The following is a 21,569-nucleotide window of genomic DNA, read 5'->3' as shown; positions in this document are numbered from 1 at the left end:
CTTCCGTCCCGCCTTCCTCCAGGACCTCACCCATGTTCCGTACCGCCCTGCGCAACGTCCTCGCGCACAAGGCGCGGCTGCTGATGACCGTGCTCGCCGTGATGCTCGGCGTCGCCTTCGTCTCCGGCACCCTCGTCTTCACCGACACCCTCTCCCAGGCCTTCCGCGGCCAGTCCGCGAAGAGCTACGACGACGTGGCCGTCGCGGTCAGCCTCCGGCCGAGCCCGGAGGAGGCCGCCAAGAACCCGGGCCTCTCCCAGGCGACCGTCGACAAGGTCGCGAAGCTCGACGGCGTCACCGGCGTCCGGCCCCGCGTCGACGGCTTCGCCGGCGTGCCGGACGAGAAGGGGAAGCTGATCGGCTCCGGCTGGTCCAACAAGGGCACCAACTTCGCCCCCGGCCCCGACGGCAAGGACCCGGCCCTCGCCTTCGTCTCCGGCACCGGCCCCACCGAGCCCGGCCAGATCGCCCTCGACAAGGACACCGCCGACGAAGGCGGGTACCGGGTCGGCGAGCCGGTCCGCGTCGCCACCAACGGCCCGGTGAAGGAGTACACCCTCTCCGGCGTCTTCACCACGGAGGACGGCGCCGTCAACGCCGGCGGCAGCCTCGTCGTCTTCGACGCCCCGGTCGCCCAGAAGCTCTACCTGAAGCCCGGCTACTACTCCGACCTGAACGTCTCGGCCGCCCCCGGCACCGACGACGAGAAGCTCCGCGACGAGGTCCTGGAGGTCGTCCCGAAGGCGGCCACCGCCCAGACCGGCCAGGCCCTGGCCGACCAGCAGGCCCGCGACATCGAGTCCGGCCTCGGCGTGCTCAACCAGATGCTGCTCGGCTTCGCCGGCATCGCGCTCTTCGTCGGGATCTTCCTGATCGCCAACACCTTCACCATGCTGGTCGCCCAGCGCACCAAGGAACTGGCCCTGATGCGCGCGGTCGGTGCCTCGCGCAAGCAGATCACCCGCTCCGTCCTGGCCGAGGCCGGCATCGTCGGCGTGGTCGCCTCCGCGATCGGCTACGTGCTCGGCATCGGGCTCGCCGTGGGCCTGCGCTCCGGCATGGCCGCCTTCGACATGAAGGTCCCGGCCGGCGACCTGGTCCTGGGCGTCACCCCGGTCCTCTCCGCCTTCGGCGTCGGCGTCGTCATCACCATGCTGGCCGCGTGGCTGCCCGGCCGTCGCGCCGCGAAGATCCCGCCGGTCGCCGCCATGAACAGCGTCCACGCCACCCCGAACGCCAAGTCGCTCGTCGTGCGGAACGCGATCGGCGCCGCGATCACCGCCATCGGCGCCGTCCTGATCGTGCTCGGCGCCAACGCGGGCGGCGACGAGGGCCGGATGACCATCGCGGGCGGTGCCTTCACCACCCTCATCGGCGTCATCATCCTCATCCCGTTCCTGTCCCGGCCCGTGATCGCGCTGATCCGCCCCTTCTTCGTGAAGGCCTTCGGGATCTCCGGCAAGCTCGCCGGCCTCAACGCGGTCCGCAACCCGCGCCGCACCGGCGCCACCGCCTCCGCCCTCGCCATCGGCCTCACCCTCGTCACCGGCCTCACCGTGATCGGCGTCAGCGCCGGCCAGGCCATCGACAAGATGACCGTCGACAACATCAAGGCCGACTACATGGTCTCCATGGCCAGCGGCGAGGGCCTGTCGCAGGAGGCCCTGACGGCCCTGGAGAAGACCCCGGGCGTCACCGCGGTCTCCCCGCAGCAGGCCGGCGGCCTCGACATCAAGGGGAAGTACGTCTCCGCCTCCGGCATCACCCCCGGCGCCATCGAGAAGGTCCTGAAGGTCGACGTCGTGGAGGGCTCGCTCGCCGGGCTCGCCGACGGGCAGATCGCCGTCGCCGACGAGACCGCCGCCAAGCGCGGCCTGAAGGTCGGCGCCTCCGTCCCGGTCGAGTACCTGGACAAGAAGAAGGGCACGCTGAAGGTCGCCGCGATCTACAAGGAGAGCGAGTTCCTCTCCCCCGTCCTCGTGGACACCACGATCCTCGACGCGCACGACCCGGAGAAGTACGTCCCGCAGATCTTCGTCTCCACCGACGGCGGCCCCAGCGACGCCAACGAGCAGGCGCTGATCAAGGCGATGGGCGACAACCCGGCCATCTCCGTCATGGACGAGAAGGACATCCGCGACACCTTCGGCGGGCAGATCAACCTGATGCTGAACATCATGTACGGCCTGCTCGCGATGGCCCTGATCATCGCCGTCCTCGGCGTCGTCAACACCCTCGCGATGTCCGTCTTCGAACGGCAGCAGGAGATCGGCATGATCCGGGCGATCGGTCTCGACCGGCGCCGGGTGAAGCGGATGGTCCGCCTGGAGGCCGTGGTCATCTCCGTCTTCGGCGCGGTCGTCGGCATCGGCCTCGGCACCTTCCTCGCCTGGGCCCTCGGCAAGACCTTCGAGTCGAGCCTCCCCGGCTACGGCCTGGTCCTCCCCTGGGAGCGGATCGGCCTCTTCCTGGCCCTGGCCGCCCTGGTCGGCGTGCTCGCCTCGCTCTGGCCGGCCCGCAGCGCCGCCCGCCTGAACATGCTCACCGCCATCAAGGCCGAGTAGCCCCACCGGTACGACGAGAGGGCCGGTGTTCCCACGGGAACACCGGCCCTCTCCCCTTTTCCTTCCCCTACTCCGTCCACTCCCGCGTCCGCAGCGGCAGCCCGCTCGTCCCCGACGGCGGCGTCCGCACCGCCAGGAACTGGTTCACGCCGATCCGGTTGCGCTCGAAGGAGACCGCCGAGGCCGCCATGTAGAGCCGCCAGATCCGCGCCCGGCCCGGCGAGGTCAGCCGGACCGCCCGGTCCCACTCCTTCTCCAGGTTCGCCACCCAGCGGCGCAGCGTCAGCGCGTAGTGCTCGCGGATCGCCTCCACGTCCCGGACCTCGAAGCCGGCGTCCTCCAGGGTCGTCAGGGTGCGGCCCATCGGGGCGAGTTCGCCGTCGGGGAAGACGTACGCGTCGATGAAGGGGTCCACGTGGTACGCCTCCTCGTCGGGCTCCGGGCGGCGCGAGATCTGGTGGTTCAGGAGCCGTCCGCCGGGCTTCAGGAGGCCGTACAGGAGGTCGGTGTACTCCCGGTACCTCTCCGCCCCCACGTGCTCGGCCATGCCGATCGAGGAGATCGCGTCGAACGGCCCGTCGGGCACGTCCCGGTAGTCCTGGACCCGGATCTCGATCCGGTCGGTCAGGCCCTCCTCGGCGATCCGCTTGCGGGCGAAGGCGGCCTGTTCGCGGGAGAGGGTGACGCCGACGACCCGGGCGCCGTACTCACGGGCCGCGTGGATCGCCATCGAGCCCCAGCCGCAGCCCACGTCGAGCAGCCGGTCGCCCTCCTTCAGGGCCAGCTTGCGGGCGACGAGGTCCAGCTTGTCGCGCTGGGCCTCCTCCAGGGTCCCGTCCCCGGTCCAGTAGGCGCACGAGTAGACCATCGAGGGGCCGAGCACCAGCGCGTAGAAGTCGTTGCCCACGTCGTAGTGGTGGCTGATCGCCTGCCGGTCGCTGCGCCTGCTGTGCCGGCCGCCGCTGCGGCCCCTCGCCTCCTCGGCCGGCGGCTTCGGGGGCGGCAGCGGCCCGGCGAGCCGCAGCAGCGCCGCGGCGGCGGCCCGCATCCGGGGATCGCCCACGGAGGCGAGCAGGCCGCGGCTCTCCCCGCCGCGCTCCCAGAGCAGCCCGGAGAGCCGGTCCAGGGCCTCGTAGAGGTCGCCCTCCACGTCGAGTTCGCCGGCCACCCAGGCGCGGGCCAGGCCCAGTTCGCCGGGCTTCCAGATCATGCGGCGCAGCGCCTTGCGGTCCCGGATCACGAGGACGGGTCCTTCGCCCGCCGGGCCGGCCTCACTGCCGTCCCAGGCGCGCAGGCGCAGTGGGAGGGGACTTCCCAGCAGATCCTCGGCGAGAGTCGCGAGCCGCGTCGCGGCGTCGGCCATGGTGAAACACCTCCGTGGTCCTTGCCCCAGATTCGTCGTCACCAAGGGAACACCGTCGGTAGGGGTTTCCCATCCCGCCGCGACGCGGGAAGTGTCGGGAACACGCCGAAGGGCCGCCCGCACCACGGATGACGGACGGCCCTTCGGTACTGCGGGGTGTTACGACGCCTTGGCCTTCTCCGGGGCCGGGGCGGCCGCGGCGGGGGCCGGGGCGGGCTTGGCGGCCTCGTAGAACTCCTCGCGCGGCGTCTCCATGGCGCCGAGCGAGACGACCTCGCGCTTGAGGAACATGCCGAGGGTCCAGTCGGCGAAGACGCGGATCTTGCGGTTGAAGGTCGGCATCGCCATGCCGTGGTAGCCACGGTGCATGTACCAGGCGAGACGGCCCTTGAGCTTGATCTTGAACTTGCCCATGACGATCATGGCGACGCCCTTGTGCAGACCGAGACCGGCCACGGCGCCCTTGTTGGCGTGGCTGTAGTCCTTCTGCGGGAAGCCGCGCATGCCGGACACGACGTTGTCGCCGAGGATCTTGGCCTGGCGCAGGGCGTGCTGGGCGTTCGGCGGGCACCAGGCGCGCTCGGCCGGGACACCGGCCTTGATCGCGGCCAGGTCCGGGACCTGGGCGTTGTCGCCCGCGGCCCAGACGTAGTCCATGCCGTTGACCTGGAGCTTCTCGTTGCAGTCCACGTGGCCGCGGGGGCCGAGCGGCAGACCGAAGCGGGAGAGGGCCGGGTTCGGCTTGACGCCGGCGGTCCACACGATGGTGTTGGAGTCGACCTCGAGGCCGTTCTTGAGCACGACGTGGCCGTCCACGCAGGAGTCCATGGAGGTCTCCAGGTAGATCTCGATGCCGCGGCTCTCCAGGTGCTCCTTGCCGTACTGGCCGAGCTTGGGGCCCACCTCGGGGAGGATCTTGTCGGCCGCGTCGACCAGGACGAAGCGCATGTCCTCGCGCGAGACGTTCTGGTAGTACTTCGCGGCGTCGCGGGCCATGTCCTCGACCTCGCCGATCGTCTCGGCGCCGGCGAAGCCACCGCCGACGAAGACGAAGGTCAGGGCCTTGCGGCGGACCTCCTCGTCGGTGGTCGAGTCGGCCTTGTCCAGCTGCTCGAGGACGTGGTTGCGCAGGCCGATGGCCTCCTCGATGCCCTTCATGCCGATGCCCTGCTCGGCGAGGCCGGGGATCGGGAAGGTGCGGGAGACGGCACCCATCGAGATGACCAGGTAGTCGAAGGGCAGCTCGTACGCCTCGCCGACGAGCGGCGAGATCGTGGCGACCTTGCGGTCCTGGTCGATGGTGGTGACCCGACCGGTGAGCACCTCGGCTCCGCGCACGACGCGTCGCAGCGGGACGACGACGTGGCGCGGCGAGATGCTGCCGGCGGCGGCTTCGGGGAGGAAGGGCTGGTAGGTCATGTACGACCGGGGGTCGACGACCGTGACGGTCGCCTCGGCGTAACGCATCTTCTTGAGGATGCGCCGCGCGGCGTACAGGCCAACGTACCCGCCGCCTACGATGAGGATCCTGGGACGCTCCGTGGTGCTCATGCCATCGAGTATCCACCCACTTGGAGGGGTCACCTCGTGCGCCCCTTCACAAGCTTCCCGGGGTGCTCTGCTACACTCCGCCGCCCACGTGATCCAGGTCATGGTCGTGCAAAGGAACCGGAATGCAGTGGTGAACGTTGTTCACCCCTACTGAACTGGCCCGGAGAGCCTCCGTTAACGCTGAACCAGCAGACGCGTTCACACGATGGAAACCTCGAGCGAAGTGGCCTCCGCACCTGCGAAAGGGCCCTGAGGACCCCCTCGGAGGGCCCTAAGACCCTCCTCCGGCGCCATCAGGGCCCTTTTCCTTGTGAAGAACTTCACGAAGCTTCTCCGACAGGGTGTCGGAAGGAGCCTCGATAGCTGCCCGCTATGCCACGGATAGGGCGATCCCATCGAGGATGTCGTGCTCGCTGACCACGACCTCGGTGGCTCCGACCCGCTCGACGATCTCCTGGAGGACGAGCGCGCCGGCCGCGATGACGTCCACCCGGCCGGGGTGCACGGCGGCGATGGCGGCCCGCTCGTCGTGGGTGGAGGCGAGCAGCCAGGCGGTGACCTCGGCGACCTGGGCGGCGGAGATCCGGGAGTGGTGGATCTTCTCGGAGTCGTACTCCGGGAGCCCGAGGGCGAGGGCGGCGACGGTGGTGACGGAGCCGGCCAGTCCGACGAGGGTGGCGGCCGAGGCGATCGGCACGGTCTCGGCGGCGAGGTCGAGGGCGGCGCGGACGTCGGCGCGGATCGCCTCGGCCTCCTCGGCGGTCGGCGGGTCGTGGCGGACGTGCCGCTCGGTGAGCCGGACGCAGCCGATGTCGACGGAGCGGGCGGCCTCGACCTCCTCCGTGCCGACGACGAACTCGGTGGAGCCGCCGCCGATGTCCACGACGAGCCGGCGGTCGTCGCCGGGCAGCGACCCGGTGGCGCCGGTGAAGGAGAACGCGGCCTCCTGGTCGCCGGTGATGACCTCGGGCTCGACGCCCAGGATCGACACGACCCCGTCGACGAACTCCTGCCGGTTCTCGGCGTCCCGGGAGGCGGAGGTGGCGACGAAGCGGAGCCGCTCGGCGCCCAGCTCCTTGATGACGGCGGCGTAGTCGCGGCAGGCGGCGAAGGTCCGCTCCAGCGCCTCGGGGGCGAGCCGGCCGGTCTTGTCGACGCCCTGCCCGAGCCGGACGATCGTCATCCGCCGGTCCAGCTCGACGAGCTCCCCGGTCTCGGGGTGGACGTCGGCGACGAGGAGGCGGATGGAGTTCGTGCCGCAGTCGATTCCGGCGACCCGGGTCACTCGCCCTTCCCCTCTTCCCTGTCCGCGCACGGGTCCACGCACGGGCCCTTCGCCCACCACGCGGGGAGCATCGCCAGGGCCTCGTCGCCGAACGGGTTGACGCCCGGACCCGCGACCAGCGAGTGGCCGACGAGGACGTGCAGGCACTTGACCCGGTCGGGCATGCCGCCGGCGCTGGGGAAGCCCTCCAGGACCTCGATGGCGTCGCGGCGGGCGAGGTAGTCCTCGTGCGCGGCGCGGTAGGCGGCGGCCAGCTCGGGGTCGGTGGCGAGCCGGGCCTGCATCTCCTTCATGACCCCGTTGGCCTCCAGGGTGCCGATGGCCGAGGCCGCCCGGGGGCAGGTGAGGTAGTACGTGGTCGGGAAGGGGGTGCCGTCGGGCAGCCGGGGCGCGGTCTCGACGACGTCCGGGTTGCCGCAGGGGCAGCGGTGCGCGATGGCGCGCAGGCCGCGCGGCGGCCGGCCGAGCTGGGCTTCGAAGGCGGCGACGTCCGCCTCGGTGGGCTCGGTGCGTTCGGTCTGCGGAGGGGGCGTGTCCATGTCTCGGATCCTGGGTCGGTTCAGTTGCGGTCGGCGTTGTCGACGCCGTCCCAGAGGTTGTCGTACCAGGGACGGTCGGCCGTGCCCTGGTCGGCGCGGGGTCGGTCGGCCGCCCCGGGGTCGTTCACGGTGAAGCCGGTCTCCCCGGGGAGCACGTAGTGGAGGTGCTCACGGGCGAGGCGGCGGACGTAGGCGGGGTCCTGGAGGCGGGCCTTCTCGTCCCGCAGCTCCTCGACCCGGCGGGCGGCCTCGGCCGCCCTGCGCTCCTGGTCGGCGATCTCGCCCTGCTGGGAGACGTAGCTCCTTATCGGGTAGGCGAGGGCGACGACGAGGGAGCAGACCACGAGGGCGAGGAAGGCGGCGCGGCCGGTGAGCCGGGAGCGCCGGGCCTGGCGGCGGGTCTGGGAGCGGTAGACGCGGGCCGCGGTCTGCTCGCCGAGCAGCCTGATCCGGGTCGCGGTGGAGAACCGGTCCCCGTTCTTCACGGCCATGCGGTCTCGCCTCCCCTGGTCACACGTCCGTCCCCGCACACGGTACGGGACCGGGTGCGGGGACGGACGGAACTACGGTGCCGGGGCCGGTCGGCCCCCGCGATCAGCCCTTGAAGCGCGGGAAGGCGCTGCGGCCGGCGTAGACGGCGGCGTCGTCGAGGATCTCCTCGATGCGCAGCAGCTGGTTGTACTTGGCGACGCGCTCGGAGCGGGCCGGGGCGCCGGTCTTGATCTGGCCGCAGTTGGTGGCGACGGCGAGGTCGGCGATGGTGACGTCCTCGGTCTCACCGGAGCGGTGGGACATCATGCACTTGAAGCCGTTGCGCTGGGCGAGCTCGACGGCGTCCAGGGTCTCGGTCAGCGAGCCGATCTGGTTGACCTTGACGAGCAGGGCGTTCGCGGACTTCTCCTCGATGCCGCGGGCCAGGCGCTCCGGGTTGGTCACGAAGAGGTCGTCACCGACGAGCTGGACCTTGTCGCCCAGCTTCTCGGTGATGACGTTCCAGCCGGCCCAGTCGTCCTCGAACAGCGGGTCCTCGATGGAGACGAGCGGGTACGCGGCGACGAGCTCGGCGTAGTACTCCGTCATCTCGGCGGCGGAGCGCTCCTTGCCCTCGAAGAGGTACGCGCCGTCCTTGTAGAACTCGGAGGCGGCGACGTCCAGGGCGAGGGCGACGTCCTTGCCGGGCACGTAGCCGGCCTGCTTGATGGCCTCCAGGATGAGGTCGAGCGCCTCACGGTTGGAGCCGAGGTTCGGGGCGAAGCCGCCCTCGTCGCCGAGGCCGGTGGAGAGGCCCTTGGTCTTCAGGACGGACTTGAGGGTGTGGTAGACCTCGGTGCCCCAGCGCAGCGCCTCGGAGAAGGACTCCGCGCCGATCGGGGCGATCATGAACTCCTGGATGTCGACGTTGGAGTCGGCGTGCGACCCACCGTTGAGGATGTTCATCATCGGAACGGGCAGCAGGTGCGCGTTCGGGCCGCCCAGGTAGCGGAAGAGGGGGAGGTCGCTGGCCTCGGAGGCGGCGTGCGCGACGGCGAGGGAGACGCCGAGGATGGCGTTGGCGCCGAGCGACGACTTGTCCGGGGTGGCGTCCAGGTCGAACATGGCCTGGTCGATCAGGCGCTGCTCGGTGGCGTCGTAGCCGACGAGCTCCGGGCCGATCTGCTCGATGACGGCGAGGACGGCCTTCTCGACACCCTTGCCGAGGTAGCGGTTCTGGTCACCGTCGCGAAGCTCCAGGGCCTCGAACGCACCGGTGGAGGCACCGGACGGCACGGCAGCACGGCCGGTGCTGCCGTCGTCGAGGCCGACCTCGACCTCGACCGTGGGGTTGCCTCGGGAGTCCAGGATTTCCCGGGCTACGACGACGTCGATGGACGGCACGAGCATCTCCTTCTGGGATGTGACGCTAGGTGTGACGCATGGGTCGCAAGGTCTCGTTCGCCTTGCGACAAGAGCCTAACCGGCTCGGGCGCTCCGGCCAGCCGACCGCCCGTCCCCTGGGACGAAAAAGGGCCCAAGAGCATGCAGTAAGGGACGAAAGACCTGGAATCTACTGGACGGTAACGGCAGAACCCCGGTCCCGAGCCACGGGGGAAGGGCTCGGAACCGGGGTGGTCACCGCGGGAGGGTCGTCGGGCGCCGGTGAGCCGCCGGACTCACCGGTGCCTCGGGGCTCACTTCAGGTGGAGCTGCTGGCCCGGGTAGATCAGGTCGGCGTTCTCGACGACGTCCTTGTTGAGCTCGAAGAGCTCGGCCCAGCCACCCTTGACGCCCTGCGCCTGGGCGATCTTGCTGAGGGTGTCGCCGGCCGCGACCTTGTACTCGCCGTCACCCTTCTTGACCTTCTTGCCGGTCGGGGTGGTGACGGTCTTCTTGGCGGCGGCCTTGGGCGCGGCCTGGGTGGCCTGCTTCGGGGCCTGGGCGACCTGCTTCGGGGCCTGGCGCTGCTCGCTGCGGTTGGCGGGCTGCTCGGCGGTGCGCTCGGGGGCGCTCTGCTGCTTCGGGGCGGCGGCCTCGGCGGCGCCACCACCGTAGGAGGCGGAGGAGAGACCCACGCCACAGCTCGGCCACGCGCCCTTGCCCTGGCCCGCGAGGACCTTCTCGGCGACGGCGATCTGCTGCGACTTGCTGGCCTGGTCGGCGCTGGAGGCGTAGGCGGTGCCGCCGTACGCGGCCCAGGTGGAGGCCGAGAACTGGAGGCCGCCGTAGTAGCCGTTGCCGGTGTTGATCGACCAGTTGCCGCCGGACTCGCACTGGGCGACGCGGTCCCACTCGGAGGCGGTGGCGGCCGAGGCGGTGCCGGCGGCCATCAGCGGGGCGGCGACGGCCGCACCGGTGACGCCGACGAGGGCGACGACGCGAGTGGCCTTGGAGGGACGACGGCGCTTGCCCGTACCGGAGAACAGCATGGAGTTTCCTCTTCACCGACGCCTGTGAGGTGAGCTGTCGGGTTCGGGCTTGAAGAGTTCGCCCGGCCGCGTGTCCTTGCACGCGGCTTCACCCCTAGCCGGTCGATCGGCCGTCAGTCTCAACGGCCGGGACCGGCGCAAACCTTGGGTCCCCCACTCCTGCCTGCGGCGCTTTCGCGACGACAGTTCCCGGCGACCGACGGCAGGACTCGGCGTTTCGGTCGACGGGGCCCGCGGTGGCGAGCGGTGTCGACCGTAGACACACAGGTGCTCGAAGTTCAAAGAGGCTCACAACGGACAAATAGCCCTTACTTGCACTCCGTCAGACCTCGTTTGCGCAGGTGAGGCCTGACGGGAGCAAAGTTTGCGGACGTGACACGCCAGTTGGGACGAAGAGACCCATGTCTCACTTTCCCAAAATCGGACATACGCCCCTGAAACGGCCTCACTTCTCCGGCGAAGGGACCGTCAGCTCAAGGCTCTGACCAGGGAGGATGAGATCCGGATCGACCCCGACCGTCTGGCGGTTGGCGTCGTAGAGGGCGTCCCAGCCGCCGGCGAGATCGTTCTCCTGAGCAATCTCCGACAGGCTGTCACCCGGCATCACGGTGTAAGCGCCGCTTGCGTCCACCTTGGCGGGGGTTGAGGTGACCTTGTCCGCAGCTGCGGCATGTCTACCGGATTCCTGCGCGGTGTCCGTTACGCCGGTTTCCTCCGTGGCCGCCTCGCCCCGGTGCTTGCCCTGACCCGGCGTGGCCGACGACACGTCAGCCTCGTCCGTACCGGGGGTCACCGGGGTGGTGGGCGCCAGGGGGCTCTCCGAGCCGTCCGGCGGCGTGACCGGGGCGCCCGGCGTGCCCGTGGAGGCGTCCGGGGTGCCCGGGGTCTCCGGCGCCCGGTCGGTGGGCGCGTCCGGGGTGACGCCCGCGGGCGGCGTCGTGACCGCGCCCGCGGGGGGCGGGGTGGTGGGCGTGGTGGAGGTGGCGGGCGCGGTGGGGGCGGCGGGCGTCACCGGAGCGGTGACGGCCTTCTCCTTCTTCTCCGCGACCTCCTCCGCCCCGGCGGCATGGTCCGCCCCGGAGGCCTTCGCCGGCGCGGTGGAGGCGGACGTGCCGCCGGTCCAGTTCGACTCGGGGGCCACTCCGCCCTCGTCCTCCTGCACGACGGCGGGGCCCGGCTGGACGCCCGTGGCCTTGCCGTCGTTCTTCAGGCCCGCGATGGGCGCGCAGGTGGCCCAGTCGGTGCTGCCGGAGGAGAGCGCCTTGTCGGCGACGGCGATCTGCTGGGCGCGGCTGGCGAGGTCGGGGCTGGGGGCGTACGCGAGTCCGCCGTGCCGCTCCCACGCCTCCTGCGTCATCTGGAGGCCGCCGTACGCGCCGTTGCCGAAGTTGGCGCTCCACTGGCCGCCGGACTCGCAGGCGGCGACCCGGTCCCAGGTGGCCGCGTCGGCGGCGGAGGCGGATCCGGTGGCGAGCAGCGGCAGCGCCAGGGCGGATCCGGTCACTCCGGCGGTGACGACGAGCGCGGGAGCCTGACGGGGTCGACGGTGTCGTCCGTTTCCGGAAAGCATGTCGGGGCCTTTCGCGTGACGGCGGGGACGGCGGGGACGGCCGGGGTGGGGCCGAACGTTGGCGCGAAGGTAGCCGCATTCGAACGTCCGTCACAAGTCGATGGCTTCGCGATCACGCGAAGATCACATTTCTGACACAGCGTCACATGCCCTGCGGGGGTGCGGAAGGGGTGAACTCCACCGGAAGCGTGCGCAATCCCCTCATGATGAGCCCGCCGCGCCACCGCAGTTCGTCCGGATCGACGCCAAGTCGCAGGTCCGGCAGGCGGGTCAGGAGGGTGGCGAGCGCCGTCTGCCCCTCCAGGCGGGCGAGCGGCGCGCCCAGGCAGTAGTGGATGCCGTGGCCGTACCCGAGGTGCTGGTTGTCCTTGCGGGCGAGGTCGAGGGTGTCCGGGGCGCCGAAGCGGTCCGGGTCGCGGTCGGCGGCGGCGAGCACGACGAGGACCGGGTCGCCGGCCGGGATCGCCTGCCCGCCGATCGTCAGGCCGGTGGTCGCGTACCGCCAGGTCGCCAGCTCGACCGGCCCGTCGTAGCGCAGCAGCTCCTCGACCCCGGTCTCCAGGAGCCCGGCCTCGCCGGCGGCGAGCGAGGCCTGGAGGAGGGCGCGCTGCTCCGGGTCGCGCAGCAGGGCGTAGGTGCCGTTCCCGATCAGATTGATGGTCGTCTCGAAACCGGCGAAGAGCAGCACGAAGCACATGGCGACGGCCTCGGCCTCGGTGAGGTGGTCCCCGTGGTCGGAGGCGCGGATGAGCCCCGAGATGAGGTCGTCCGCCCCGTCCTGCCGCAGGCCTTCCCGCTTCCGGTGGATCAGCTCCGCGAGATACCCCCGGATCTTCTTCACCGACCGCGCCACCCCGCCGCGCGGGCCCCCGCCGTGCCGGATCATCATCCCGGCCCAGTCCCGGAAGTCGTCCTGGTCCTCCGCGGGCACGCCGAGCATGTCGCAGATGGCGTAGATGGGCAGCGGGAAGGCGAACTCGTGGATGAGGTCCGCGCTCCCGCGCGCCGCGAAGTCGTCGATGAGCCGGTCGGCGAGCTCCTGCACGCGCGGCGCGAAGGCGGCGACCCGGCGCGGGGTGAACGCCTTCGACACCAGCCGCCGCAGCCGGGTGTGGTCCGGCGGGTCGATGTTGAGGAGATGGGTCATCAGACCGGCGCTGCGCTCGCCCGGGATGCCGGTCTTGCCCGGCTCCGCGTGGTGGACCGGGTTCTTGGAGAGCCGCTGGTCGGCGAGGGCCTGCCGGGCGTCCGCGTACCGCGTGACGAGCCACGCCTCGACGCCGCTCGGCAGCGTGGTCCGGTGCACGGGCGCGTGCTCCCGCAGCCAGGCGTACGCCGGGTAGGGATCGCTCGCGAACTCCCAGCTGAACAGCTCCGGCACGGGCCCGTCGTCCGGCCCCGCCGGGGCCCCGGAGACGGGGCAGGAGCCCGGGCCGCCGGACCCCGGTCCGGGCGCTCCGGGCGCCCCGGCGATCCCGGGCGCTCCGGACACTCCCGGGGTTCCGGGGGTTTCGGGCACTCCGGGCATTACGGGGCCGTCGGCCGCACCGGTCCCTCCCGGGGTTCCACCGGGGGTTCCAGGGGTGCGAGGCGTGCCGGGCGTACCGGGCTCAGCGGGTGTTCCGGGCGTCGGGGCGGGTCCTTCACTCACTCCCCGACCGTACAGTCCGGCCGGTCGGGCCCCGTCGGCCGACCTGACGTGATCACCGCCCGGTGATCACCCCGTGACGGCCCGTGCCCTACATTTCCCGCGTGGACCTCCCCTTGCTCAGAAGCACGTTCGCGGTCGTCGAGAGACGGGCCGAACACGCCGTCACGTACTTCTACTCGCACCTCTTCTGGCGCAACCCCGGCGTGCGTGAGCTCTTCCCCGAGAACATGGTCCCGCAGCGCGACCGGCTGTTCGCCGCGCTCACCCACGTGGTGACCGGCCTCGACGACCCGGGCCTCCCCACCTACCTGGGACGGCTCGGCCGCGACCACCGCAAGTTCCTCGCCACCCCCGCCCTGTACGCGGCGGTCGGCGAGAGCCTGCTCGCCGCCTTCGCGCACGCCGCCGGGTCCACCTGGACGATCGAGGCGGAGAAGGCGTGGTCGGAGGCGTACGGCCACGTCGCCGACCTGATGCTCCGGGGCGCGGACGAGTCCACCCGCGCCGGGGAGCCCGCCTGGTGGGACGCGGACGTCGTCGGCCACCGCCGCCACGACGACGACCTGGCCGTCCTGACCCTCCGCCCCCGGCGGCCGTACCCCTATCTCCCCGGCCAGTACGCCGGCGTCAGCTCGCTCCGGGTCCCGCGGGTGTGGCGCACGTACTCGCTCGGCAACGCCCCCCGCGAGGACGGCACCCTCGACCTGCACGTGAGCCGGATCCGGGGCGGGGCCATGTCCACGGCCCTGGTGGAGGAGGTCCGTCCGGGCGAGACGCTGCGGCTGAGCGCGGCCGGCGGCGCGGCGACCTGCCGGACGGCGGCGGGCACGCTCCGCACCTATATATGCGCCGGTACGGGCTGGGCGCCGGTCAAGGCGCTCCTGGAGGAGGCGGCCGCCTCCGACCCGGAGGCCGAGGGCCGGATCTTCATGGTGGCCCGCTCCCGTGAATACCTGTACGGACGGGAGGAGTTGGACCGGCTGGCCGCCCGGCTCCCCGGGCTGAGCGTCACCTACATCACCTCGGCCCCCCGCCACCCGCGCGACCAGGCGACCGAACGCCTCCTCACCGCGCTGCGGGCCTGCGGACGCTGGCCGGACCACGACGTCCACCTGGCCGGCCCGCCCGGCTTCGTCACCGAGGTCACCGAGGTCCTGGAGGAGCTGGGCGCCGACCCGGCCCGCACCCGCCACGACGTCCTCCCCCCGGTGGGCCGCTTCGTCTCCCGCCCCGGCTCCCGCGCCGAGTGGCTCCTGGAGCGCCCCGCGGTCCACTGGCACGACCCGGCGGCGAGGGCCCCGCGCGGGGAAGGGGCGTAGGCCGTCCCCTCGGGATCAGGCCGGGTCGGGGGCGCGGCGCCCGCGGCTCACAGACCCTCCGCCGCCCGGATCGCGTCCCGGTACGCCCGGGCCGCCGCGCGCAGGGCCGCCTCCGGGTCGACGCCCTCCGTCTCGGCGCGGACCGCGAGGGCGAGCAGGTCGTAGCCGACGCCCTCGCCCCGCGGGAGGGGCGCGTCGAGGCCGGCGGTACGGACGCGGCTCGCGAGCTTGGCGGCGAGGGCGAGACCGGGCTGGCCGACGGGGACGCCGTCCGTCACCGACTCGCGGCGCTTCTCCGCGGCCTTGGTGCGCAGCCAGTGGGCACGGACGTCCTCGGGGGTCTCGGCGGTCTCGTCGCCGAAGATGTGCGGGTGGCGCTGGATCAGCTTCTCGATGAGGCCGGCGGCCACGTCGTCGACGGAGAACGGCTCCTCGGCGTCCTCCTCGGCGATCCGCGCGTGGAAGACGACCTGGAGGAGGACGTCCCCCAGCTCCTCGCGCAGCTCGTGCCGGTCGCCGGCCTCGATCGCCTCGACGAGTTCGTACGACTCCTCGATGGCGTACTTGGCGAGCCCCTGGTGGGTCTGGAGCGAGGACCAGGGGCAGCGGCTCCGGATGACGTCCATGATCTGCACGAGGTCGAGCAGCCGGGCGCCGGGAAGGTCGTACGAGCCGGGCAGCAGCTCCAGGTCGGGCATGGTGACCCGGCCGGAGCCCGCGAGCCGGGCGAGCCCGTCGGTCAGGGCCCGGTCGCCCTCGCCGGAGGGCAGCACGAGGACGGTGCGGCCGCCGGCGCAGGCGGCGACCAGCTCCTCGGCGGTGGGGCGGGCGTGCTCGACGGCGACGCCCGCCTCCCGCAGGTACGGCAGCTGGGGGTGGTGCTCGTCGGGGCAGAGCACCCGGTCGGCGCCCCGCAGCGCCTCCCAGGCGGGCCAGGACAGCAGTCCGGGCGCCACCCGGTGGCTGGCGGTGAGCAGGACGACGCGGCCGGGGTTCTCGGAGTTCACCCTCCGAACCTACCCCGGGCGCGAGACCGCCCCGGAAGGGGGGAATCGGCCCGGGGAGGGGGCCGTCCGGGACGGCGGACCGGCCCGGGGAGGCGGGATCAGCCCGGGAGCTGCTCCGGGCCCGCCGCCGCCGGCTCCTTGGTCACCTTGAGGAGCCAGGGGGCCGTGTCGGCGCTGGTGTCGAGCTGGACCTTGGTGTCGTCCCAGGCGCCGTACCGGGGGTTCACGTCGATGTCGAGGGACGCGGAGGCGGCGGCGAAGAGCTCCTGGAGCTTCTGCTGGCCCTCGGGGGTCTCGGTGATCCCCTGCTTCTCGATGATCTTCGTCATCAGGACGTTGCGCCGGACGACGTCGTCGACCTGGCCGGGGGCGACGCCCTGCTGCTGGAGGAGGACGGCCTCCAGGCCCTCCTCGCCGCCGTTCTCGCGGACGAAGGCCTCGTGGGTCTCCTGGAGTTCGGCGCGGCTGGCGGTGACGCCCTGGTCGGCGGCGACCTTGTCGAGGATCCGGTCGAAGATCATGCCGTTGAGCTTCTGCCGGCCGAGATCGCCGGTGGCGGCGATCAGCTGGGCGGACTGCGGGGACGCGGACTGCGCGTCCCGGGCCTCCTCCACCTGGGCCTGGAGGGTGGAGACGTCGATCCGCTCGCCCCCGACGACGGCCGCCGCCCCCGGATGGGCCTCGCCGCCGCACGCGGTGAGCAGCGGGGCCGCGGCGAGGAACGCGGCGGAGAGGGCAAGCGCGGTGCGGCGGCGTGCGGGACGGTCGTGGCGGCGGTCGCGGCGGTGCAAAGGAGCCTCCCGGGCTGGTCGTGCGTCAGTTGGACGACCTTGCGGTGATCGATGGTAGGGAGTCGCCGGGACCGTAGCCACTACTTCGCAGCGACAACTTGCCCGTCACCGCGTCACGGGGGTCACTTCCGGACGACCGTCTCCCACAACGAGGCACCCGCCGCCCGGGTGTCGGCCCGGGCCCCCTCCTTCTCCCGGCCCGCGTGCGTCTCGGCGACCAGGTAGTGCGGACGGCGCTTCACCTCGTAGTAGATGCGGCCGACGTACTCGCCGATCAGGCCGACCATGACCATCTGGACGCCGGCGAGGGCGGTGACGGCGACGAGGAGGGTGACGTACCCGGGCGTGTCGACGCCGTGCGCGAGGGCGTCGACGACGATCCAGCCGGCGTAGGCGAGGGCGAGGGAGACGAGCAGCAGGCCGAGGTAGACGGCGGCGCGCAGCGGCTTGTTGTTGAAGGAGAGGAGACCGTCGAGGCCGTAGTTGAGGAGCTTGCCGAAGGTCCACTTGGACCGGCCCTCCTCGCGCACCGCGTTCTCGTAGGCGAAGGTCGTGGTCCGGAAACCGACCCAGGAGAACAGCCCCTTGGAGAAGCGGTTGTACTCCCCGAGCCCGAGGACCGCGTCGACGGTCCGCCGGGACAGGAGACGGAAGTCGCCGACCCCGTCGACGAGTTCGACGTCGACGAGCCGGTTGATCGCCCGGTAGTAGAGGCGGGCGGTGAGGGTCCGGGTGACCCGGTCGCCCTCGCGGGTCCGGCGGGCGACGACCTGGTCGTACCCCTCGGCGTGCAGCGCGACCATGCGGTGCACCAGCTCCGGCGGGTGCTGGAGGTCCGCGTCCATGATCACGACGGCGTCGCCGGCCGCGTGCCGGAGCCCGGCCAGCATGGCGGCCTCCTTGCCGAAGTTGCGGCTGAAGGAGACGAAGCGGACCCGGACGGGGTCGGCGGCGGCGAGGTCCCGCAGGATCGGGAGGGTCCGGTCGCGGCTTCCGTCGTCCACGTAGACGATCTCGAAGTCGCCTTCCAGGGCGTCGAGTTCCTTCGTCACATGGCGGTGGAAACGAGCGAGGACGTCCTCCTCGTTGAAGCAGGGGACGACGAGAGAGAGCAGCACATCCGACACCCAAAGGCAGGCCGGTGACCCTCCCGCCCCGCCGCGGTGACGCCGAGACGACCATTGCGTGAACTGCCCCGCGGCCACCGCCCCGCGCCCCTGCGGCGCTGTCATATTCGACCCGCCATGCGAACCGCCCCGCGAACTCCCCAGCGAACCTCCGCGCGAACCGGGCCCCTCGGGACCACCGGCACGCCCACCGCCCCGCGCCGCTCCACGGCCGCCGCCTCCGCCCTCGCCGGGCTGCTCGCCGTCGCCGCCGTCTGCGCCGGGGACGCGGTGGCCCGGATCTTCCCCTTCGGCCCGCGCCACCGGTCCGTGAACGACCTGGGCAACCAGTTCGTCCCCTTCCACGCGCACCTGTGGGACCTGCTGCACGGCCGCGCCGACGGCGGCCTCCTGCTCGACTGGGGGGCGGGCTGGGGCACCAGCTTCCTCCCCGACTACGGCACCTACCTGTCGAGCCCGCTGGCGCCGCTCGTGGCGCTGGTCCCGCGCGCCGACATCGAGTACGCCGTCTACGCCCTGACCGTCCTGAAGACGGCCCTGGCGGCGGCCGCGACCGCCTTCCTCCTCCGCCGGCTCTCGACCGCCCCCGCCTGGTGGTGGCCGGCCCTGCTCGGCGCCGCGTACGCGCTGTGCGGCTGGTCCCTCGCGGAGGGCACGTACAACCCGATGTGGCTGGACGGCCTGATCGCCTTCCCACTGCTGTGCCTGGTGGCGGAGTGGTCCCGCGAGGGCGTCCGCCCGCTGCTGTCGGTCCTGACGGTGACGGTCTGCTGGACGGCGAACTTCTACACGGCCTGCATGGCGACCCTCGGCGCCGCCCTCTTCCTCCTCGCGCGGCTGGCGGCGACGCCCGGCGCCCTCTGCGCCCGGGTCCCGCTCCGCGCCGCCGTCACCACGGCCCTCGGGGTGGGGCTCGCCGCGCCCGTCCTCGCGCCCGTCCTCCTGTCGACGCGGCAGGCGTACCCGGGCGTCGTACGGGACTTCCGGGCGGCGGGGGCGACGGACGTGCTGGCGCGGCTGCTGCCGGGGACGTACGGCTTCTCCACACCGGCCGTCTTCGTCGCCACGCCGGTGCTGCTGCTGGTGGCGGCGCTCGCCTTCCGGCGGGACGTGCCGGGACGGGAGCGGTGGGTGTGGACCGGGCTCGTCCTGGCCGTGGCCGCCTCCTTCCAGTGGGGCCCGACACACCTCGTGTGGCACCTCTTCGCCACCCCCAACGGCAGCCCGTACCGCCAGACCTTCGTCCTCGCCGGGCTGCTGGTGATCGCCGCGCACACCGGCCTCGCCCACGGCCCGGCCGGCCGCCGGCCGCTCGCCGCCGGCGGCGCGGTGGTCCTCGCCCTCACCGCAGCCGCCCTGCCGAGCACCCTCGCCACCCGGCCGGCCCTGCTCCTCGGCCTCGCCGGCCTGGCCGCGACGGCGGGCGCCCTCGCCCTCCCCCGCCGGCGCCGGTACGCCGTCCTCGCCGCGCTGCTCGTCACCGGCACGCTCCTCGGCCAGGCCGCCGCGACGACGGCGTACGCGGACCACGCACGCCTCGCCCACCTCGACGACTACCCGCCGTACGGCCCCGGGCACGAGCGCCGGGCGGCGGCCCTCGCGGCGGCCGACGGCTGGCCGGCCCACCGCACCGACTCCGGTCTCCCCCGCGTCGCCGGCAACGACCCGCTGCTCCTCGGCGGCCAGGGCGCCGCCTACTACAGCAGCCACACCCCCGCCGTCCTCACCGAACTGCTCACCGCCCTCGGCGGCGGCTGGACCTCCCGCGGCCGCAACCTCCAGAGCCTCGACAACCCGGTGGTGGACGCCCTCTTCGGGGTCGGCGCCCGCTGGCGGGACGGCGAGGTGGTCCGTACGGAGGCCCCGCTGCCGCTCGTGACCCTGCGCGCCCCGGCCGGCCCGCCCCCGGCCTTCGGCCCCTCCCCCTTCCGCAACCAGGAACTCCTGCTGGGCACACCGGTGTACACCGCCCCGTCCGCCTCCGGGGCCTGCCCGGTCGGTACCGAGGTCTTCCTCTGGGCCCCCGAGCGCACCGGCCCGGCGCGGCTCGGCGCCGGGGCCGCGGTCCGGCTCCTCGGCGGCGGCCCCAAGCGCCGGGCCGCGATGACCTCCCTGGGCGTCCAGGCCGCGCCCGGCGCCCGCCCGGAGGTCCCGGACGGACGGGGCCCGGCCGAGGTCGGCTGTCTGGACCGGACGCGGCTGCGGACGGCCGTGGGCGCGCTGCGGGCCTCGGCGGCGGTCACCGTCGCGCCCACGGCGACGGGCCTCACGGCCCGCTTCCCGGAACCCGTGACCGGCACGGCGGTGGTCGCCGCCCCCGCGATCCCCGGCTGGAGCTGCGGGGGCCGGACGGCGGAGCCGTACGCCGGCCTGCTCGCCGTCCCCGTCACCGGCGCCACCACCCTGAGCTGCTCCTTCCGGCCGCCCGGGCTGCTGCCCGGGCTGGCGGTGGCGGGGGCCGCGGTGCTCGCGCTCGCGGGCCTGGCGTCGAGGGCCCGGCGGGATCAGCGCCGGCGGGACCGGCGGAGCAGCAGCAGCCCGCCGGCCGCGCAGAGCGCGGCGAGCGCGGCGGCCGCGTAGGCGGGGAGGCCGGAACCGCTCTCGGCCAGTTCGCTGTCGCCGTGGCCCCCGGGCCCGTCGGTGGACGGCTCCGGGGCGGGCTCGGTGGTCGGCCCGGTGGTGGGCGGCTCGGTCGTCGGCTCGGTGGTCGGCGGCTCGGTCGTCGGCCCGGTGGTCGGCGGCTCCGGGGTCGGCTCCGTCGTCGACGGGCTCGGGGTGGGGGTGGAGGGGGTGTCGTCCTCGCAGCTCAGGTCGGCGGCGAAGGGGAAGTGGTGGATCTCGCCGGCGTTGACGTCGGCGGCCCGCGCGGCCTCCAGCGGGCCGGCCGTGAGCGCCTTGACGACGACGTCGCCCTCGATGTTGGAGGGGTCGATGTCGGTGACGTGGGCGCGCGGGGCGTAGATCGTGCCCTCGACCGAGTCGCCGGTGGCGATCGTGATCTCCGTCGCGTCGGCGAAGTTCCACAGGATGTACGGCGCGTCCTCGCCGCTGACGCCCGCCGTGTTGGGGACGTCCCAGGTGAAGACGGAGCCGCTCGCGCTGGTGTCGACGTCGATGACGAGCGGACCGGCGGCGGTCGGGCGGTCCAGGAAGGTCAGCTCGGACAGGTCGTTCAGCTCCTCGCCGGTCAGGCGCAGGACGTTGGTGCGGCGGCCGCTCAGGGTGATGCGCCCGGGGTCCTGGAGCTCCACGGTGGCGGCGCAGGAGGCGAGCGCGTCGGCGCGGTCGCGGTAGTCGGCGAAGAGGCCGGTGAAGTCCATGAGTCCGGGGTGGGGGCCGACGGAGAGGGCCGGCTGTTCGACGGTGAGCTCGATGCGCGGGGTGGAGCCGTGGCCCTGGCCGGCGGCGACGACCTGGGTCTTCACGGCGGCGCCGTTGCCGTCCCGGGTGACGACGTCGGCGCCGGTGAGGTCGCCGATCTTCACGTAACCGTCCTGGAGCACCTTGAGGACGCCGACGGGGCTGCCGCCGCCGTGGTCGATCCGGCCGCCGACGAGGAGCGCGGTGGGCTGCGCGTCGGTGCCGTCCCTGAAGGTGCCGGGGGTGTGGAGGGAGACGTTGTAGCCGGCGCCGTAGGAGAGGTCGCCGCCGATCGCGACGGGTCCCTCGGACTCGGTGGAGCCGAGCAGCGCGTCGGTCTCGACGACGACGCCGAAGCCGTTGTTGCCGGAGACGGGGTTGCCGACGTCGACGGTGGCGGCGACGGCGGGGTGGACGCCGGTGGCCAGCGCGGCGGCGACGGTGCAGGCGGCGGTCCCGAGGAGCGAGTACGGCTTCGTCATATGAGCAGATTGCGCCGGGCCCGTGACCCGCCCTCCGTGACACGCCCGGGCCCGCCG

General features: G+C 72.9%; 16 protein-coding genes and 1 riboswitch. Of the genes, 3 read left to right on the top strand and 13 right to left on the bottom strand.

What is annotated here, in order from left to right; all coding sequences use genetic code 11:
• The first annotated feature begins 32 nt into the window (after positions 1 to 32).
• On the top strand, positions 33 to 2,564 hold the full coding sequence (locus ACFQ8C_RS00625) for an ABC transporter permease (protein ID WP_383450578.1): 2,532 nt from the start codon (positions 33 to 35) through the stop codon (positions 2,562 to 2,564).
• 67 nt (positions 2,565 to 2,631) lie between these two features.
• On the opposite strand, the gene ACFQ8C_RS00620 is transcribed toward ACFQ8C_RS00625, so the two are convergent.
• From ACFQ8C_RS00620 to ACFQ8C_RS00580, 9 genes are all read right to left on the bottom strand, one after another.
• Entirely contained in the window at positions 2,632 to 3,927 is a 1,296-nt protein-coding gene (locus tag ACFQ8C_RS00620) for a class I SAM-dependent methyltransferase (RefSeq protein ID WP_383450576.1), read from the bottom strand.
• A gap of 159 nt (positions 3,928 to 4,086) precedes the next feature.
• A complete protein-coding gene (locus tag ACFQ8C_RS00615) occupies positions 4,087 to 5,478 on the bottom strand; it encodes an NAD(P)/FAD-dependent oxidoreductase (protein WP_383450575.1) in 1,392 nt (463 codons plus the stop codon).
• Between the two features lie 370 nt (positions 5,479 to 5,848).
• Entirely contained in the window at positions 5,849 to 6,763 is a 915-nt protein-coding gene (locus tag ACFQ8C_RS00610; protein WP_383450573.1) for an exopolyphosphatase, read from the bottom strand.
• Positions 6,760 to 7,302, bottom strand: coding sequence for a DUF501 domain-containing protein (locus ACFQ8C_RS00605; protein ID WP_383450570.1), 543 nt, complete (start codon positions 7,300 to 7,302; stop codon positions 6,760 to 6,762). Before ACFQ8C_RS00605 ends, ACFQ8C_RS00610 begins: the two co-directional genes overlap by 4 nt.
• 20 nt (positions 7,303 to 7,322) lie before the next feature.
• On the bottom strand, positions 7,323 to 7,793 hold the full coding sequence (locus ACFQ8C_RS00600) for a septum formation initiator family protein (RefSeq protein WP_383450567.1): 471 nt from the start codon (positions 7,791 to 7,793) through the stop codon (positions 7,323 to 7,325).
• A gap of 103 nt (positions 7,794 to 7,896) precedes the next feature.
• Positions 7,897 to 9,177, bottom strand: a complete 1,281-nt coding sequence (eno, locus tag ACFQ8C_RS00595; RefSeq protein WP_383450565.1) for a phosphopyruvate hydratase — start codon at positions 9,175 to 9,177, stop codon at positions 7,897 to 7,899.
• Positions 9,178 to 9,470: 293 nt separating this feature from the next.
• Positions 9,471 to 10,205, bottom strand: a complete 735-nt coding sequence (locus ACFQ8C_RS00590) for a transglycosylase family protein (RefSeq protein WP_383450563.1) — start codon at positions 10,203 to 10,205, stop codon at positions 9,471 to 9,473.
• Between the two features lie 4 nt (positions 10,206 to 10,209).
• Positions 10,210 to 10,386: riboswitch (cyclic di-AMP (ydaO/yuaA leader) on the bottom strand.
• A gap of 264 nt (positions 10,387 to 10,650) precedes the next feature.
• A complete protein-coding gene (locus ACFQ8C_RS00585) occupies positions 10,651 to 11,775 on the bottom strand; it encodes a transglycosylase family protein (RefSeq protein ID WP_383450560.1) in 1,125 nt (374 codons plus the stop codon).
• Positions 11,776 to 11,917: 142 nt separating this feature from the next.
• Positions 11,918 to 13,303 carry a cytochrome P450 gene (locus ACFQ8C_RS00580; RefSeq protein WP_383450558.1) on the bottom strand — a complete coding sequence of 462 codons (1,386 nt, stop codon included), beginning with the start codon at positions 13,301 to 13,303 and terminating at the stop codon, positions 11,918 to 11,920.
• Positions 13,304 to 13,527: 224 nt separating this feature from the next.
• On the opposite strand from ACFQ8C_RS00580, the gene ACFQ8C_RS00575 reads away from it, so the two are divergent.
• Entirely contained in the window at positions 13,528 to 14,745 is a 1,218-nt protein-coding gene (locus ACFQ8C_RS00575) for a globin domain-containing protein (RefSeq protein ID WP_383450555.1), read from the top strand.
• 47 nt (positions 14,746 to 14,792) lie between these two features.
• Here ACFQ8C_RS00575 and ACFQ8C_RS00570 read toward each other — a convergent pair whose 3' ends face one another.
• From ACFQ8C_RS00570 to ACFQ8C_RS00560, 3 genes are all read right to left on the bottom strand, one after another.
• Positions 14,793 to 15,752: a nucleoside triphosphate pyrophosphohydrolase gene (locus ACFQ8C_RS00570; protein ID WP_383450552.1), complete on the bottom strand. Its 960-nt coding sequence runs from the start codon at positions 15,750 to 15,752 to the stop codon at positions 14,793 to 14,795.
• Positions 15,753 to 15,850: 98 nt separating this feature from the next.
• Positions 15,851 to 16,543 carry a SurA N-terminal domain-containing protein gene (locus tag ACFQ8C_RS00565; protein ID WP_383450550.1) on the bottom strand — a complete coding sequence of 231 codons (693 nt, stop codon included), beginning with the start codon at positions 16,541 to 16,543 and terminating at the stop codon, positions 15,851 to 15,853.
• 122 nt (positions 16,544 to 16,665) lie between these two features.
• Positions 16,666 to 17,661 carry a glycosyltransferase family 2 protein gene (locus ACFQ8C_RS00560; protein WP_383450547.1) on the bottom strand — a complete coding sequence of 332 codons (996 nt, stop codon included), beginning with the start codon at positions 17,659 to 17,661 and terminating at the stop codon, positions 16,666 to 16,668.
• A 126-nt stretch (positions 17,662 to 17,787) separates the two neighbouring features.
• On the opposite strand from ACFQ8C_RS00560, the gene ACFQ8C_RS00555 reads away from it, so the two are divergent.
• Complete coding sequence (locus tag ACFQ8C_RS00555; protein WP_383450544.1) at positions 17,788 to 20,250, top strand: YfhO family protein; 2,463 nt, start codon at positions 17,788 to 17,790, stop codon at positions 20,248 to 20,250.
• On the opposite strand, the gene ACFQ8C_RS00550 is transcribed toward ACFQ8C_RS00555, so the two are convergent.
• Positions 20,175 to 21,512, bottom strand: coding sequence for a collagen-binding domain-containing protein (locus tag ACFQ8C_RS00550; RefSeq protein WP_383450541.1), 1,338 nt, complete (start codon positions 21,510 to 21,512; stop codon positions 20,175 to 20,177). The two genes, ACFQ8C_RS00555 and ACFQ8C_RS00550, sit on opposite strands and share 76 nt — an antisense overlap.
• Between the last annotated feature and the right edge of the window lie 57 nt (positions 21,513 to 21,569).

Source organism: Streptomyces sp. NPDC056503 (assembly GCF_042794995.1).
In the GTDB taxonomy this organism is placed as follows: Bacteria; Actinomycetota; Actinomycetes; order Streptomycetales; family Streptomycetaceae; genus Streptomyces.
Note: the sequence above shows the minus strand (reverse complement) of the source record. Positions and strands in the feature narration are given on the sequence as shown.

Bases quoted from the DNA above. Each gene is read 5' to 3' on its own strand.
- ACFQ8C_RS00625 (WP_383450578.1), top strand. From the start codon at position 33: ATGTTCCGTACCGCCCTGCGCAACGTCCTCGCGCACAAGGCGCGGCTG.
- ACFQ8C_RS00620 (WP_383450576.1), bottom strand. From the start codon at position 3,927: ATGGCCGACGCCGCGACGCGGCTCGCGACTCTCGCCGAGGATCTGCTG.
- ACFQ8C_RS00615 (WP_383450575.1), bottom strand. From the start codon at position 5,478: ATGAGCACCACGGAGCGTCCCAGGATCCTCATCGTAGGCGGCGGGTAC.
- ACFQ8C_RS00605 (WP_383450570.1), bottom strand. From the start codon at position 7,302: ATGGACACGCCCCCTCCGCAGACCGAACGCACCGAGCCCACCGAGGCG.
- ACFQ8C_RS00600 (WP_383450567.1), bottom strand. From the start codon at position 7,793: ATGGCCGTGAAGAACGGGGACCGGTTCTCCACCGCGACCCGGATCAGG.
- ACFQ8C_RS00590 (WP_383450563.1), bottom strand. From the start codon at position 10,205: ATGCTGTTCTCCGGTACGGGCAAGCGCCGTCGTCCCTCCAAGGCCACT.
- ACFQ8C_RS00585 (WP_383450560.1), bottom strand. From the start codon at position 11,775: ATGCTTTCCGGAAACGGACGACACCGTCGACCCCGTCAGGCTCCCGCG.
- ACFQ8C_RS00580 (WP_383450558.1), bottom strand. From the start codon at position 13,303: ATGCCCGGAGTGCCCGAAACCCCCGGAACCCCGGGAGTGTCCGGAGCG.
- ACFQ8C_RS00555 (WP_383450544.1), top strand. From the start codon at position 17,788: ATGCGAACCGCCCCGCGAACTCCCCAGCGAACCTCCGCGCGAACCGGG.
- ACFQ8C_RS00550 (WP_383450541.1), bottom strand. From the start codon at position 21,512: ATGACGAAGCCGTACTCGCTCCTCGGGACCGCCGCCTGCACCGTCGCC.